Annotated in this window: 12 protein-coding genes; 5 read left to right on the forward strand and 7 right to left on the reverse strand. The window is 58.4% G+C overall.

The window, feature by feature from the left end:
- Positions 1-258 precede the first annotated feature (258 nt).
- From ACIQV9_RS26110 to ACIQV9_RS26120, 3 genes are all read right to left on the reverse strand, one after another.
- Complete coding sequence (locus ACIQV9_RS26110; RefSeq protein WP_403107612.1) at positions 259-897, reverse strand: peroxiredoxin; 639 nt, start codon at positions 895-897, stop codon at positions 259-261.
- Positions 898-1,190: 293 nt separating this feature from the next.
- A complete protein-coding gene (locus ACIQV9_RS26115) occupies positions 1,191-2,528 on the reverse strand; it encodes an OprD family porin (RefSeq protein WP_403107614.1) in 1,338 nt (445 codons plus the stop codon).
- A gap of 410 nt (positions 2,529-2,938) precedes the next feature.
- Positions 2,939-4,276, reverse strand: coding sequence for an OprD family outer membrane porin (locus tag ACIQV9_RS26120; protein ID WP_403107616.1), 1,338 nt, complete (start codon positions 4,274-4,276; stop codon positions 2,939-2,941).
- A 364-nt stretch (positions 4,277-4,640) separates the two neighbouring features.
- Between ACIQV9_RS26120 and tauA the strand changes: the two genes are divergently transcribed.
- The gene (gene tauA, locus ACIQV9_RS26125) at positions 4,641-5,630 is read left to right on the forward strand and encodes a taurine ABC transporter substrate-binding protein (protein ID WP_403107617.1); all 990 of its coding nucleotides are present in this window, start codon (positions 4,641-4,643) and stop codon (positions 5,628-5,630) included.
- Between the two features lie 115 nt (positions 5,631-5,745).
- Here tauA and argA read toward each other — a convergent pair whose 3' ends face one another.
- On the reverse strand, positions 5,746-7,044 hold the full coding sequence (argA, locus tag ACIQV9_RS26130) for an amino-acid N-acetyltransferase (protein ID WP_403107619.1): 1,299 nt from the start codon (positions 7,042-7,044) through the stop codon (positions 5,746-5,748).
- A gap of 267 nt (positions 7,045-7,311) precedes the next feature.
- A complete protein-coding gene (gene argE, locus ACIQV9_RS26135) occupies positions 7,312-8,481 on the reverse strand; it encodes an acetylornithine deacetylase (protein ID WP_403107621.1) in 1,170 nt (389 codons plus the stop codon).
- Positions 8,482-8,637: 156 nt separating this feature from the next.
- Here argE and ACIQV9_RS26140 point away from each other — a divergent pair, with 156 nt between their 5' ends.
- Complete coding sequence (locus ACIQV9_RS26140; protein WP_403107623.1) at positions 8,638-10,005, forward strand: inorganic triphosphatase; 1,368 nt, start codon at positions 8,638-8,640, stop codon at positions 10,003-10,005.
- Between the two features lie 158 nt (positions 10,006-10,163).
- Here the strand turns inward: ACIQV9_RS26140 and ACIQV9_RS26145 are convergent, their stop codons facing one another.
- Positions 10,164-10,634: an Lrp/AsnC family transcriptional regulator gene (locus ACIQV9_RS26145; RefSeq protein ID WP_403107625.1), complete on the reverse strand. Its 471-nt coding sequence runs from the start codon at positions 10,632-10,634 to the stop codon at positions 10,164-10,166.
- 125 nt (positions 10,635-10,759) lie between these two features.
- Between ACIQV9_RS26145 and ACIQV9_RS26150 the strand changes: the two genes are divergently transcribed.
- Both ACIQV9_RS26150 and ACIQV9_RS26155 read left to right on the forward strand, forming a co-directional pair.
- Entirely contained in the window at positions 10,760-11,098 is a 339-nt protein-coding gene (locus tag ACIQV9_RS26150; RefSeq protein ID WP_403107627.1) for a hypothetical protein, read from the forward strand.
- Between the two features lie 90 nt (positions 11,099-11,188).
- On the forward strand, positions 11,189-12,973 hold the full coding sequence (locus tag ACIQV9_RS26155; RefSeq protein ID WP_403107629.1) for a GspE/PulE family protein: 1,785 nt from the start codon (positions 11,189-11,191) through the stop codon (positions 12,971-12,973).
- Positions 12,974-12,978: 5 nt separating this feature from the next.
- On the opposite strand, the gene ACIQV9_RS26160 is transcribed toward ACIQV9_RS26155, so the two are convergent.
- The gene (locus ACIQV9_RS26160; RefSeq protein WP_403107631.1) at positions 12,979-13,959 is read right to left on the reverse strand and encodes a hypothetical protein; all 981 of its coding nucleotides are present in this window, start codon (positions 13,957-13,959) and stop codon (positions 12,979-12,981) included.
- 170 nt (positions 13,960-14,129) lie between these two features.
- On the opposite strand from ACIQV9_RS26160, the gene ACIQV9_RS26165 reads away from it, so the two are divergent.
- Positions 14,130-14,447, forward strand: a complete 318-nt coding sequence (locus ACIQV9_RS26165; RefSeq protein WP_134420813.1) for a DUF2388 domain-containing protein — start codon at positions 14,130-14,132, stop codon at positions 14,445-14,447.
- Positions 14,448-14,686 lie beyond the last annotated feature (239 nt).

A 14,686-nucleotide genomic window follows, 5' to 3' on the forward strand; every position in this document is an offset into this window, starting at 1 on the left:
GACCTTAACAGGTGATTGTTATATCCATAAATCATATTTATTCATTTGGTTATGCCTTAAAGAGATATAAGAAACACTGTTCTCCGGTCATAAAAAAAGGCCGTCGAAACGGCCCAAAATCCCCTGCTTTATGGAATTTGCATCGCTCTCCTGTAGGAGCGAGGCTTGCCCGCGAAGGCGACGTCACAGCCACTATCATTGTTGGATGTGATGGCCTCTTCGCGGGCAAGCCTCGCTCCTACAGGGAACAGTTTTTACTCAACGGTTGGGCTGCGGCGTCAGACGCAGATACGGCTTCACCGCGCGATAGCCCTTGGGAAAGCGTTTCTTGATTTCGTCTTCGTCCTTGAGCGACGGCACGATCACCACTTCATCACCGTCCTGCCAGTTGGCCGGCGTGGCCACCTTATAGTTGTCGGTGAGTTGCAGCGAGTCGATCACCCGCAGGATCTCGTGGAAATTGCGCCCGGTACTCGCCGGGTAGGTGATGGTCAGCCTTACCTTTTTGTTCGGGTCGATCACGAACAGCGAACGCACGGTCAGGGTGTCATTGGCGTTCGGGTGGATCAGGTCGTAGAGGTCGGAAACCTTGCGGTCCGCGTCGGCCAGGATCGGGAAATTGACGACCGCGTTCTGGGTTTCATTGATGTCCTCGATCCACTTGTGGTGCGAGTCCACCGGGTCCACGGACAGGGCGATGGCTTTCACACCGCGATTGGCGAATTCATCCTTCAGCTTTGCCGTGAAGCCCAGTTCAGTGGTGCACACCGGCGTAAAGTCCGCCGGATGGGAAAACAGCACGCCCCAGCTATCGCCCAGCCATTCGTGAAAACGGATGGTGCCGGCGCTGGAATCCTGTTCGAAGTCGGGGGCGATATCGCCCAGTCTGAGGCTCATGGTGCTGCTCCTGGTGAGTGCTGGTTGAGCTCAACTGTGCCTGCGTTCTTTATGGATTAAAAAGAATAAATATCGATTTGTTTAGATCATAAATGAATATTAAATATCTGTTCACTGGACCTTCGCAAGCATCAGGAAGAACATCGCCGACAAGGTTCGAGAAGGCCTTGAGTTGCTGCAAAGAGGGAAATATTCAAGGCGGGATTACGGGGGTGACCTCGCCTTGAAAACGCAAAAGCCCCGCCCGGCGAGATGCCGGGCGGGGCTTTTTTTCAGCGGTTACGCGAGCGCTATTACAACAGCGGGATCGAGTAGCTGAGGATCAGACGGTTTTCGTCCTGGGAGCGAACACCCGGGATGTTGGTGCGCCATGTAGCGTTTTTCCACATGAAGCCAACGTTCTTCAACGGGCCTTCCGGTACGACGTAACCGACAGTCAGGTCGCGTTCCCACTCGGAAGCGTTATTGGCCGCCTGTGCGCCACGTGCGCCAACGGTATCGATGTCATCACCACGCAGGTAAACCATGCCCGCAGTCAAGCCTGGAACGCCGACTTTGGCGAAGTCAAACGAGTAGCGTGCTTGCCAGGTGCGCTCGCCGGCACGGCCGAACTTCTGGATTTGCATGTCGGTGATGGTGTAGTTCGACGAACCGTCGCCTTGGTTCAGCCAAGGGAAGTCGCTGCTGCCGTTGCTGACCTGATAACCGCCACCGAAGGTGTGACCGGCAACGGTGTACAGGAACAGGCCGCTGTACAGATTGTTGTCGACCTGGCCTTTGCCGCTAGGCACGCCGCTGTAGTTACCGTTGCTGAAGTAAGCAGCGGTGTTGGAGTTGGCACCGTCATCCGAGCTGTTGAAATAACGCAGATCAGATTTCAGAACGCCCGGGCCGATAGCCCAGTTGTGAACCAGACCCAGGAAGTGCTGTTTGTAGAAATCTTCCAGGTTGCCGTAGTAGTACTGGGCAGTCAGGTCTTTGGTGATTTTGTAGTCACCACCGGCATAGATGAACTTGTTGCTGTTGGCGATACGTGGGTTTGCACCACCGATCGACAGTTGTTCGTTGTTGCTGGAGTTACGACCTTTCACGTGCTCGATCTGCCCACCGACCAGAGTCAGGTCCTTGATCTCGCCGGAAGTGATCTGGCCACCCTGCCAGGTCTGTGGCAGCAGACGACCGTCGTTGGTGACGATCACCGGGTTTTTCGGCTGCAGAGTACCCAGCTTCAATTCAGTCTGGGAGATCTTGGCCTTGGCGGTCAGGCCCAGGCTGGAGAAGTTATCAACCGCTTCGCCGTTCGACTTGCTTGGGAAAACAGTGCCGCCGTAAGCCGCGCCGTTTGCCGCACCATTGGTGCCGCCGCCCGAATCCAGACGCACGCCCAGCAGGCCGATCGCATCAACGCCGAAGCCCACAGTGCCCTGGGTGTAACCGGAGATGAAACGCAGATCGAAGCCTTGGCCCCATTCTTCGTTTTTGTTCGCGCCCGGACCATCACGGTTATCGGTGTTGATGTAGAAGTTACGCAGACCCAGAGTGGCCTTGCTGTCTTCGATGAAACCGGCGGCGCCTGCCTGCTGCGCCAAAACCCCTACGGCCACAGCCAGGGCCAAGGTGGACTTGTTCATTTGTTTCGCTCCTATCGTTTCTAATACTTGTGTTCCTGGTCCTGGGTCGTATGCCCTGGATCCTAAGACGCGCAATTTTTGCCGAACCTTCTAGCCCGGTCGTTTTGGCCGCGCAGGATACATCGTCATAAAGCTAAAAAGAATTGAATCATCCTTTTTCATAGCGTTACGGAATATGCCTGCACAGCACAGATCCGAGGTATCGGCTAAAAAGCCGATTCCTGAAACTGTTCTTCTAACGGGGATTATTTTGCTAAACGCCGGATCTTGTGATGAAACCGGACGGGGCCTACTTTAGGCGCTCGCAAGAAAACCTAAAAAGAATAAAAAATAACCAAAACAAAGCTTTTTGGAATATACAAAGACAAAAAAAAGCCTTACCGACGGGTAAGGCTTTTTCTGCCGACTTGTTACAGGAAGCTGTAGGTGTAGTTGAAGATCAGACGGGTCTGATCCTGATCAAGGGTGCTGGTGTTGCCGCGATACATACCGTGACGCAGCGTCGTGCCAAACCCTTTAAGCGGACCCGTTTGAATCACGTAATCCACACGCAGGTCGGTTTCCCGCTCGTTCAGGTCCTTACCCACACCGCTGGTGGCCTTGATGTCCTGGCCATACAAGTAAGCAGCCGACGCTTTCAAGCCTGGCACACCCAACGAAGCGAAGTCATAGGAATACTGGCCGTACGAGGTCTGTTCACCGGCACGGATAAAGCTGCCGACCGTGGCGTCGGTGAACGAGTAGAAGCTGGCGCCGCCGGCACCTTCGTTGCGCCCTCTGCCGTCAACCACGTTGCCCTGGTTCAGGAAAACGAAGCCGCCATCATCGCTGACACTCTGATGCCCGAGCAGAAACGCGCTGCCACCCAGGGTATAGGTGAATGTGGCGCTCCAGGTCTTGTTATCGACCACGCCCCTTTCCTTGGCGTAGCCGCTGTTGTTGTTGAACTGGTAGCCAGCGTCGCCGTTCTTGCCGTCGGAGCTGCTGTCGAAGTAACGAAGATCGGTCTTGAACGACTGGTTTGGAGCGATCGGGTAGACGTGCACCAGGCCGAGGAAATTCTGCTTGTAGTAGTTTTCCAGGTTCGCGTAGTAGTACTGCAGCGTCAGCTCTTTGGTGACCGCCCAGTCTGCACCGGCGTAGCGGAACTGGTTGCTGTCCTCTGTGCCACCCGCCACAGCCAGGCCAGTGCTGTTGGAGGATGCACGACCTGTCGCGTGTTCCAACTGACCTACGTTAAAGGTGAAGTTGTCGATTTCCTTCGAGGTGATGGTGCCACCTTCAAAGGTCTGTGGCAGCACGCGGCTGTCGTTCGCAATCAGGATCGGCATGTTTGGTTGCAGAGCGCCACCGTAGTGGGCCTCTGTCTTCGAGAATCGTGCCTTGACGTTGCCCGCCGCACGGCTCCACGAACTCTCTGCCGAACCATCAGAGTCGCTAGGGCTGAAGGAGTTATTGTCCGGGTGATGGCCCTTGCCACCGTCCAGATGGATACCGACCATTGCCTGGGCGTCGATACCGAAACCTACGACACCTTGAGTGAAGCCCGACCGGTAATCGAACTTCAGACCCTCGGCAGCCTCTCGCTGCCGGTTAGCAGGAGTCTTGGCACCTTCACGGTTGTCGGCGTCGAAATAATAGGTACGCGAACTAACGGAAGCCTTGCTGTCTTCGATGAAACCGGCGGCGCCTGCCTGCTGCGCCAAAACCCCAACGGCCACGGCTAACGCCAAGGTGGACTTGTTCATTGTGAAGCTCCTCTCGATTCTAATTCTTGTGTTCCTGGCCCCAAGTCGATGCTCAGGATCCTAAGATGCGCGATTAGCGCCAGAGCGTGACCCACAAGTCAATCGTAACTATTTGTGTCTACGACTATGGTCTAACCCCCCCGTTTTTTTGGTCCATGCAGGTCATGAGTTCGTCACAAACCTGAAAAGAACTAGCTAATTCTTTTCTCATACCGTTTAGGAATTAAGTTGAGAACTCATCACTGAGTCGGGAGTAGAGCCTCCAGCTCATAAGCTAATTCCTAAATGGTATTTATTAGCCGTTTTTTAGATCGTTTAGCGTTTGAAGCAATTCGGAAACAATTCCCCACCGAAAGGCGACGCCATGACGACCAAACGCGCACTATCCAGCCCAATTGTTACAGTTTGTGTGTCACTATTTTTTTCCCTCAGCGCCCAAGCAGCGAACCTCACCGTCGGTTATCAAACCGGCATCGACCCCAGCAAAGTCCCTCAGGCCGACGGCGTTTACGAAAAGACCATCGGCGAAAAAATCGACTGGCGTCGTTTCAACAGCGGCCCGGAAGTGGTGACAGCCATTGCCTCCGGCGACGTGCAGATTGGCAACCTCGGCTCGAGCCCGCTGGCCGCGGCCGCCTCGCGCAATCTGCCGATTGTTGCGTTCATTGTTTCCGCGCAGATCAACGCCGCCGAAGCACTGGTGGTGCGTAACGGCAGCGGCATCGATAAACCGGAAGATTTGATCGGCAAGACGATCGCCACACCGTTCGTTTCCACCTCCCACTACAGCCTGCTCGGCGCGCTCAAGCACTGGGGCCTGGACGCCTCGAAGGTCAAAGTGGTGAACCTGCAACCGGCGGAAATCGCTGCGGCCTGGAAGCGTGGCGACATTGATGGCGCGTTTGTCTGGTCGCCGGCGCTGGGGGAAATTCGCAAGACGGGCAAGACGTTGACCGACGCCGCACAAGTGGGTCAGTGGGGCGCGCCGACGTTCGAGGTGTGGGTGGCGCGTAAGGATTTCGCCGAGAAGCATCCTGACGTTGTGGCGAAATTCGCCAAGGTCACCCTGGACTCGTTCGCCGACTATGCCGCGCATAAAGATAGCTGGACGGCTGACTCGGTGCCGGTGCAGAAAATCGCCAAATTGACCGGTGCCAATGCGGCTGACGTGCCGGAGTTGCTGGCCGGCTCAACGTTCCCGGATGCCAAGGCCCAACAGACCACCGCGCTGCTGGACGGCGGCACGGCGAAGGCGATTGGCGAGACGGCGAAGTTCTTGAAGGAGCAAGGGAAGGTAGAAACGGTGCTGCCGGATTATTCGGCGTATGTCAGCGCGAAGTTCGTGCAGGAGTAAACGCAAAATACTGTGGCGAGGGGATTTATCCCCGTTGGGCTGCGCAGCAGTCCCATCTTTTGGGGCCGCTTCGCAGCCCAACGGGGATAAATCCCCTCGCCACAACAGCCCTCACTTACAGGGTTTTTTCGAAGATCTTCGAATTACGCTGATAGTTGTACAGCGACGCTCGCGCTGACGGCAGGCGTTCAACGCTGCTCGGCACGAACCCACGTTCGCGGAACCAGTGAGCGGTCCGGGTCGTCAGCACGAACAAGGTTTTCAAGCCCTGGGCCCGGGCGCGGGTTTCGATGCGCTCCAGCAATTCATCACCACGACCGCCATGGCGGTATTCCGGGTTCACCGCCAGACAGGCCAACTCCCCCGCATCCGAATCAGCAATCTGATACAACGCCGCACAAGCGATGATCATCCCTTCACGTTCAACCACGCTGAACTGCTCGATCTCACGCTCCAGCACCTCGCGGGAACGACGTACCAGAATCCCCTGCTCTTCCAGCGGGCTGATCAGGTCCAGCAAACCACCGACATCTTCGATGGCCGCTTCGCGCACGATCTCGAATTGCTCCTGGGCCACCAGCGTACCGCCACCGTCGCGGGTGAACAGCTCGGTCAGCAGCGCGCCGTCTTCGGCATAACTGACGATATGGCTGCGGGCAACGCCGCCCCGGCACGCTTCAGCCGCCGCATCCAGCAGCTCTGCCTGATAGTTGCTGCCCAGGCGCTGCAAATGCGCCGGGACTTGTTGCGGACGCAGCTCACGCACCAGCCGACCGTTTTCATCGATCAAGCCGAGGTCAGCACCAAACAGCAGCAGTTTGTCCGCGCCCAGGTCGATGGCCGCGCGCGTGGCGACGTCTTCGCAAGCGAGATTGAAAATTTCACCGGTCGGCGAGTAGCCCAACGGCGACAGCAGCACGATGGAGCGCTCGTCCAGCAGGCGATTGATGCCCTTGCGGTCGACCCGGCGTACTTCGCCGGTATGGTGATAGTCGACACCTTCCAGCACGCCGATCGGCCGCGCCGTCACCAGGTTGCCGCCGGCCACCCGCAGGCGCGAGCCCTGCATTGGCGACGAGGCCATGTCCATCGACAACCGCGCTTCGATGGCGATACGCAGCTGGCCAACCGCATCGATCACACACTCCAGCGTTGCGGCATCGGTGATGCGCATCCCGTGGTGGTAATGCGGGGTCAGGCCGCGCGCGGCGAGGCGGGTTTCGATTTGCGGACGGGAACCGTGAACCAGCACCAGCCGCACGCCCAGGCTGTGCAATAGCACCAGGTCGTGAACGATGTTGCCGAAGTTCGGATGCTCCACGCCGTCGCCGGGCAGCATGACGACAAAGGTGCAATCGCGGTGGGCGTTGATGTAAGGCGAAGCGTGACGAAGCCAATTAACGTATTCGGGCATGAACCTGGGCCTGTAATAAATAGCAGCCAAAAAATGGGCGAAACAGAAAAACGCACAGCGGGCTGATGGTTATCGTCGGAACAGGCTTGGCGACACGCGCGCTCTCCTCATGAATACGGGTTGGGACACTGGTAATTTACAGGGCTTGCCTGTTATGGCACAGCCCCTGTAGGAGTGAGCCTGCTCGCGATTGCGCAATGTCAGTCGAAACTGAAGTGCCTGACACACCGCCATCGCGAGCAGGCTCACTCCACAGGGTTCTGCGTCTTAACCGACTGACACTGGCGATTTGGCCGGCGTCAGGCAGTAATGTTCAATCAGTTGTCGTAATAGATGCACCGTAGGCTGCAAACGTGACATTTCGAGGTATTCCCCCGGTTGGTGCGCACAGGCGATATCGCCCGGGCCCAGCACCAGTGTTTCGCAGCCAAGACGCTGAAGATAAGGCGCTTCGGTGCCGAACGCCACTGCTTCGGCGCGATGGCCGGTCAGCTTTTCGGCGACCCGGACCAATTCGGTGTCCTCGTCTTGCTCGAACGGCGGTACTTCAGGGAACAACGGCGCGTAATTGATCTTCACCTGATGGCGTTCGGCAATGGGATTGAGCCTCTGCAAAATGTCCGCGCGCAGGGCTTTGGGGTCCATGCCCGGCAACGGCCGCAAGTCGAACTCCAACGAACACTGCCCACAGATACGGTTCGGGTTGTCGCCGCCGTGGATGCAGCCGAAGTTCATGGTCGGTGTCGGCACGCCGAATTGCGGATTACGGAATTCACGCTGCCACAGCAGGCGCAGACCGCGCAGCTCGCCGATGGCATCGTGCATGGCTTCGAGGGCGCTGTGGCCCAGGCGCGGGTCCGAGGAATGGCCGCTCTGCCCGAGGATGTCGATGCGCTCCATCATGATGCCTTTGTGCATGCGGATCGGCTTGAGCCCGGTCGGCTCGCCAATCACTGCCGCACGCCCCAACGGACGCCCGGCTTCGGCCAGGGCGCGAGCACCGGACATCGAGCTTTCTTCATCGCAAGTGGCGAGGATCAACAGCGGTTGCTTGAACGGCTGATCCAGCAGAGGAATCACCGCCTCGATGGCCAAGGCGAAAAAGCCTTTCATGTCGCAACTGCCCAGACCCACCCAGCGACCATCGACTTCGGTCAGTTTCAGCGGATCGGTCTGCCACAGTGCGCCATCGAACGGCACCGTATCGCTATGCCCGGCCAGCACCAGGCCACCCGGGCCGGAACCGAAACTGGCGAGCAAGTTGAACTTGCCTGGGCTGACCTGCTGGATGTCGCAGGCGAAACCCAGGTCACCAAGCCACGTCGCCAGCAAGTCGATGACCGGACGATTGGATTGATCAAGGCTGGGCTGGGTGCAGCTGACCGACGGCGCGGCAATCAGCGCAGCGAACTGATCTTTCATGGACGGCAAAGGCATCGCTGACTCCGACTCGCGAATTGAAGACCATCATAGAACCATCTGGCGACAGGAATAAACCGCCGCGGCGCGTAGGACGAGTGAGTCCTGTACACTGCACGACCTTGGCAGCCACACATTCCCCCGGCTGCGCTCCCGATCCTGGATTTTCCGGCCATGCAGAAAGAAACCGAAATCAAACTCCGCGTCAGCCGCGAAACCCTCGCTGCCCTGCGCGAGCACCCGCTCCTGAAAAAACGCAACAAAAGTGGCTGGGAACGCCGTGAGTTGATGAACCAGTACTTCGACACGCCTGAGCGCGACCTGGCCCGCGCCAAGGTTGCCTTGCGCCTGCGCAAGGATGGCGAAGAAGTGATTCAGACCCTCAAGACCCGTGGCCAAAGCGTCGCCGGTCTGTCCGAGCGTAATGAATACGACTGGAACCTGCCCAAAGCCAAGCTCGACGTGAAAAAACTCGACGGCGAATGCTGGCCTGAAGAGTTGGCCGAGCTGGACAAGAAAACCCTGAAACCGATCTTCACCACCGATTTCGTTCGCGAACGCGCCGAAATCGCCTGGGGCCGTGGCAAGACCAAAGTGGTCATCGAAGCCGCGCTGGACCTGGGCCACGTGGTGGTCGGCAAGCAGAAAGAAGAAATCTGCGAACTGGAACTGGAACTGCGCGAAGGCGAGCCGGCTGCCCTGCTGGAACTGGCCGCCGAACTGGCCGCGACCCTGGCCCTGATGCCGTGCGACATCAGCAAGGCTGAGCGTGGCTATCGTTTGTACGACGCCAACAGCTATTCGTTGAGCCTGCCGGCGCCACAAATCACCGCTGAAACGCCGCTGGACGATGCATTCGCCGCGCTGAGCTGGCATTTGCTGAGCAGCAGCCAGCGTCTGGCCGAGCAGTATCGCTTCAACGGCCACTGGCGCCTGTTGCAGGACTGGGTCGAGAACCTGGCTGAATTGCGCGCATTGCTCAGCAGCCTGGGCCAGGCCGCACCGCGTCAGTCGACCCACGACCTGCGCCTCGCACTGGATGCCTTGCTCGAAGACTGGCGTCCGCTGGTGCAAGCCGGTGTCGACGACGAAGACGTGCGCAAAGCCGCGCCAGAGCAGTTCCTCGAAGAACTGGAAGACCCGCGTTGGGGCCTGTTCTCGCTGAACACCTCGCGTTGGTTGCTGGCCCGTACCTGGGCGGCTGATCGCAACGTCCGTGGCAATCGCCAGGGCGCTGCGCAATTGGGTAGCTGGTTGCCGCGTTTGCTGGGTGAAGAGGCGACGTCCTTGCAGCTACAGCGTTATCAGCAACAGCCGGAAGACCTGGCTGAGCAACTGCCACGCATCGAGCGCATCCAGGCCTGGCTGCACCATGCCCGTGGCGTGCTGGACATCCCGGAAATGGATCGCCTGTACGGCGAGCTGAAACAGCTTGCGCAATTGGCGAACGAACCGATCACCGATGAATCGCTGGATGCGCGCAAGCAGCAGGCGATTGCGGTGTATCAGAATCGTGCCTGGAAAATGCTGCTGCGCATGTAAAACCCTGTGGCGAGGGGGCTTGCCCCCGTTGGAGGCCGAAGGACTCCCAAAACCATCCAGTGCGATCCACCTGACACTTCGCATTCGCCGATTTTGGGGCCGCTTCGCGACCCAACGGGGGCAAGCCCCCTCGCCACAAAAGCCCTACGCCATTCCGATCAGCGCAACACCGGCAAACTCGTCGTCGACTTGATCTCCGACAACGCCACGATCGAGTTGACCTCCTGAATCCCCGGCACCATCGACAGCTTCTCGAAGAAGAAGCGCTCATAGGCTTCGATGTCCGCCGTGACAATCCGCAGCAAGAAATCCACCGACCCCATCAGCACATAACACTCCAGCACCTCGGGAAAGCCGCGAATCGCCTCGGTAAATTCGGTGAAGTTCGAACGCCCGTGAGCGTTGAGTTTGATCTCGGCAAAGATCTGCGTGTTAAGCCCGATCTTCTTCCGGTCAAGCAACGTCACCTGCCCGCGAATGATCCCCTCCTCCTTCATCCGCTGAATCCGCCGCCAGCATGGCGACTGGGAGAGCCCCACCTGTTCGGCGATCTGCGCGCTGGAGAGCGAAGCGTCTTCCTGGAGCAGCGCGAGAATCTTGCGGTCGTAGCCATCCAGCTCGTTTTGCATAAATAAACCCGTGATTGATAGGCAACCGAATCAAACAATTCGAAAATTAGCTGATAAGCCCAATCATAGATAAGAAATGCCCGGCACCGAATGTAAAAATTCCTCCATTGATTTGGAGACCGACCATGCCGCACCTGGAAGCCGTGAACACCTCGCCTACCCGCGCCGATGTCTGGAACGCCGGCAACGCGCACTGCCGCGTTCATTACCAACTGCTGGCCGAAGCCGAACCGGACCTGCTGTGCCGGGCGCTCAACTTGTTCGCCTTACAGTTTCTGACGCCGCAACAGGTCAGCGCCCAACGGATGAATGATCTGATGTCGATCGACATCGTCATGGACGGGTTGAGCTGGCACCGCGCCGAAGTGATTGCGGACAAATTACGTAACCTGATCAGCGTGTGTTCGGTAGAGCTGCAAGCCGCTGATTCGTCGTGGAGTGAGCCGGCTCAGGCGGCCGGCTGACAAACCTCGACACGGCTTCGTCGGGTAGTGGCCCAACGGTCGGCGGGTCCGCGACTATCCTTTGCGAACTGTTGTTCATGAGGAGCCCGCATGTCCGTTCAACTTGCCATTCAGGACCGCTGGCTGGATCTCAATGATTTGCTGCGTGAACTGGTCGCCCAAGGCTTTATCAGCCAGGACTCGGCCGAGCACGCGGTAAACGCTCGTCGCCGGCATGCCGCCAATGGCCAGATACATCCACTGGAGTTCATCGCCAGCCAACACCTCGACGACCTCAGTCGTCCGGGCAAACACCTCGACCTGGAAAGCCTGACCCTGTGGCTGTCGCAACAGGCCGGCCAGCCGTACTTGCGCATCGATCCGCTGAAAATCAACGTGGCTGCAATTACGCCGCTGATGTCCTACGCCTTCGCCCAGCGCCACAAGATTCTGGCGGTGTCCATTGACCGCGACGCGGTGACCGTGGCCAGCGCCCAGCCTTACGTCAACGGCTGGGAAGCGGACCTGACCCACGTGCTGAAACTGCCGATCAAACGCGTAGTGGCCAACCCGGTGGACATCCAGCGCTTCAGCGTCGAGTTTTTCCGGCTGGCCAAATCGGTCAGCGGCGCGACCAATGCCGATCAGCAACCCAGCTCCCTGGGCAACTTCGAACAACTGCTCAACCTCGGCGCCAGCGATCAGGAACCGGACGCCAACGACGCGCACATCGTCAACATCGTCGACTGGCTATTCCAGTACGCCTTCCAGCAGCGCGCCAGTGATATCCACATCGAACCCCGGCGCGAGCAAGGCACGGTGCGTTTTCGCATCGACGGCGTGCTGCATAACGTCTATCAATTCCCGCCGCAAGTGACCATGGCCATCGTCAGTCGCCTGAAAAGCCTCGGGCGAATGAACGTTGCGGAAAAGCGTAAACCCCAGGACGGCCGGGTGAAGACCAAGACCCCGGACGGCGGCGAAGTCGAGCTGCGGCTGTCGACCTTGCCGACGGCGTTCGGCGAAAAAATGGTCATGCGGATCTTCGACCCGGAAGTGCTGCTCAAGGATTTCGATAAGTTGGGCTTCTCCGCCGAAGACCTGCGCCGCTGGCAGGACATGACCCGCCAGCCCAACGGCATCATTCTGGTGACCGGGCCCACCGGGTCGGGGAAAACCACCACGCTGTACACCACGCTCAAGAAACTGGCGACGCCGGAGGTCAACCTCTGCACCATCGAAGACCCGATCGAAATGGTCGAGCCGGCCTTCAATCAGATGCAGGTCCAGCACAACATCGACCTGACCTTCGCCGCCGGTGTGCGCGCGCTGATGCGACAGGATCCGGACATCATCATGATCGGTGAGATCCGTGATCTTGAAACCGCTGAAATGGCGATCCAGGCCGCGCTCACTGGCCACTTGGTGTTGTCGACGCTGCACACCAATGACGCGCCCAGCGCGATCAGCCGCCTGCTGGAACTCGGCGTGCCGCATTACCTGATCAAAGCGACGGTGCTCGGCGTCATGGCCCAGCGCCTGGTGCGCACCTTGTGCCCGCACTGCAAGGCACCGCTGACGTTGGGTGAAGAAGACTGGCAAACCCTGACCAAACCCTGGCAAGCGCCACTGCCGACCAACGCCCAGCGCGCCATCGGCTGCCTGGAATGTCGCGACACCGGCTACCGTGGCCGCGCCGGGGTGTACGAAATCATGCAATTGACTGACGGTGTCAAAGCGCTGATCAATCCCGACACCGATTTGCTGGCGGTGCGGCGGCAGGCGTTCAAGGAAGGCATGCGCAGTTTGCGGCTGTCGGGGGCGCAGAAAGTGGCGGCCGGGTTGACGACGATCGAGGAAGTATTGCGCGTGACGCCGCAGAGCGAGCAGAAATAGCCGCGTTACCAATCGGCCAGGCCCAATCCGGTATTGGGCTTGACCCATAGCACTGCACCGTCCGGGGTACGCTGAAGGATCGACTGACCCACTCCCAGCGTTTTGCCTGTGCGCAAGTTGTGTGCAGGATCCGATTTGTTCGGGCTGAACAGCAGCGTGTGCGGCGAGTCCTGGCGCACCCTCGTCAGGCGCGGGTATTGCCAATCGCCAAAGGTGATCCTGTCATTCAGTTGCCCCTCCCAACCCACGGCTTTTTGCTGTTTATCCAGTTTCAGGGTCAGGGTCGGGCCGGACAACGGAACACGTTGAAGGACAACCCGCTCGCGTTTCCCCCCCGGCTTCAGTTCATATTCCTCACCGAAACGGTGAACGTAACTGCCGGACGGCCAGGTCAACCCGCCCATCTCGGTGTTCGCCACCAGTGTGCAGGACTCGAAGCGCCAGCGATCCGGTTGCAGGCGAATCTCTTCGTCGATCTCGAAAGTCACCCAGGTATCATTCGCACAAGGCCAGCCATCAACGGCTTGATCGCTGGCTAGCCGCAGTTTCACATACGGCGGGCCAAACATTTCCAGCGCCGTGACGTTGATACCCTTGATCCGGTGCGGTGCGACAAATTCGGCAGCAATGAGGCTGGGCAGGCCATGGACTTGTGGTTGATCGTATTGATCCAGCGGGTCGACCGTACTCAGATGCAGTCTGGCGCCGGCAGGCAGCGGCAGACCTTCGACTTGAACGTCATGCTCAAGTGTCGGCTTTCGCGCCCGATCGTTGGCAGCATCCAGCCAGTAGTTGCCTGACATGGCGCCAACCACGCTCAAACAGACCAAACCAAGCGCACCGAACCTGCGGGGTTGGCGCAACATCTGTCGGCGCCAGGCGGGAACGCACAGCGCAATCAACAGTGCGGGTAGGCCGACAAACGCCAGCAACACCACATTCAACACAGTGACGTACAGCATTGCGCCAATAGCCAAGGGAAGCATCCATGCATCGAGAATAATCGGCCATGGTGCCAAACAACCTCTGAGCCTGCACCCCATGTGGGTCAAATGGGCAACATCTAGCGGGTCGATCCTGCTGAATGAGCCGTCATGGAACTGGATTGGGGAAATGGCGATCCAACCCCGTAGTTAATCAGTGGAGTCACCCCATCATGCGTCTCAAACTTGCTGTCGCTACCATCGCCTTGTTGTCCCTTCCAGTCGGTTCGGCGATGGCCGATAGCTTTTGGCGTAACGTCATCTCTTCCGGTGCGACCACCGGTTCGACCTACCTGACCTTCAAGGATCACAAACTGATCATTGCTGCGCAGGACGATGCCGGCAGCTTTGTCGCCAGTGACGGCGGCATCCGCGGTCCTTATCTGGAGGCCGCGATGCAGAAAGTCCGTGCTGATAATCCGGGCCTGCAGGCGACGGACATGGAACTGGCGAATGCGATCCTGGCGAAGAATGCCGTGGCTTCGGAATAAGCCTTTTAGCTGAATAAAAATGCCGCTCAACTGAGCGGCATTTTTTATGGCCCACACAAAACCCTGTAGGAGCGAGGCTTGCCCGCGAAAGCGATTTAACATTCAACATTTACGTCAACTGACACACCGCTTTCGCGGGCAAGCCTGATCTGGCCTAATGAATTTGGACACATCAATAGGGCGCTATGATGGCGCCCAAATCTGAGGTGTGCATGATGATGCGAAAATCCTATTCCAGT

This window comes from Pseudomonas sp. NPDC099000, assembly GCF_044759925.1.
Classification (GTDB): domain Bacteria; phylum Pseudomonadota; class Gammaproteobacteria; order Pseudomonadales; family Pseudomonadaceae; genus Aquipseudomonas.

What these genes read in the sequence shown, in the direction of transcription:
- argE (WP_403107621.1), bottom strand. Translation starts at nt 8,481, where the DNA reads ATGCCTTTGCCGTCCATGAAAGATCAGTTCGCTGCGCTGATTGCCGCG.
- argA (WP_403107619.1), bottom strand. Translation starts at nt 7,044, where the DNA reads ATGCCCGAATACGTTAATTGGCTTCGTCACGCTTCGCCTTACATCAAC.
- ACIQV9_RS26150 (WP_403107627.1), top strand. Translation starts at nt 10,760, where the DNA reads ATGCCGCACCTGGAAGCCGTGAACACCTCGCCTACCCGCGCCGATGTC.
- ACIQV9_RS26160 (WP_403107631.1), bottom strand. Translation starts at nt 13,959, where the DNA reads ATGCTTCCCTTGGCTATTGGCGCAATGCTGTACGTCACTGTGTTGAAT.
- ACIQV9_RS26110 (WP_403107612.1), bottom strand. Translation starts at nt 897, where the DNA reads ATGAGCCTCAGACTGGGCGATATCGCCCCCGACTTCGAACAGGATTCC.
- tauA (WP_403107617.1), top strand. Translation starts at nt 4,641, where the DNA reads ATGACGACCAAACGCGCACTATCCAGCCCAATTGTTACAGTTTGTGTG.
- ACIQV9_RS26165 (WP_134420813.1), top strand. Translation starts at nt 14,130, where the DNA reads ATGCGTCTCAAACTTGCTGTCGCTACCATCGCCTTGTTGTCCCTTCCA.
- ACIQV9_RS26115 (WP_403107614.1), bottom strand. Translation starts at nt 2,528, where the DNA reads ATGAACAAGTCCACCTTGGCCCTGGCTGTGGCCGTAGGGGTTTTGGCG.
- ACIQV9_RS26145 (WP_403107625.1), bottom strand. Translation starts at nt 10,634, where the DNA reads ATGCAAAACGAGCTGGATGGCTACGACCGCAAGATTCTCGCGCTGCTC.
- ACIQV9_RS26120 (WP_403107616.1), bottom strand. Translation starts at nt 4,276, where the DNA reads ATGAACAAGTCCACCTTGGCGTTAGCCGTGGCCGTTGGGGTTTTGGCG.
- ACIQV9_RS26140 (WP_403107623.1), top strand. Translation starts at nt 8,638, where the DNA reads ATGCAGAAAGAAACCGAAATCAAACTCCGCGTCAGCCGCGAAACCCTC.
- ACIQV9_RS26155 (WP_403107629.1), top strand. Translation starts at nt 11,189, where the DNA reads ATGTCCGTTCAACTTGCCATTCAGGACCGCTGGCTGGATCTCAATGAT.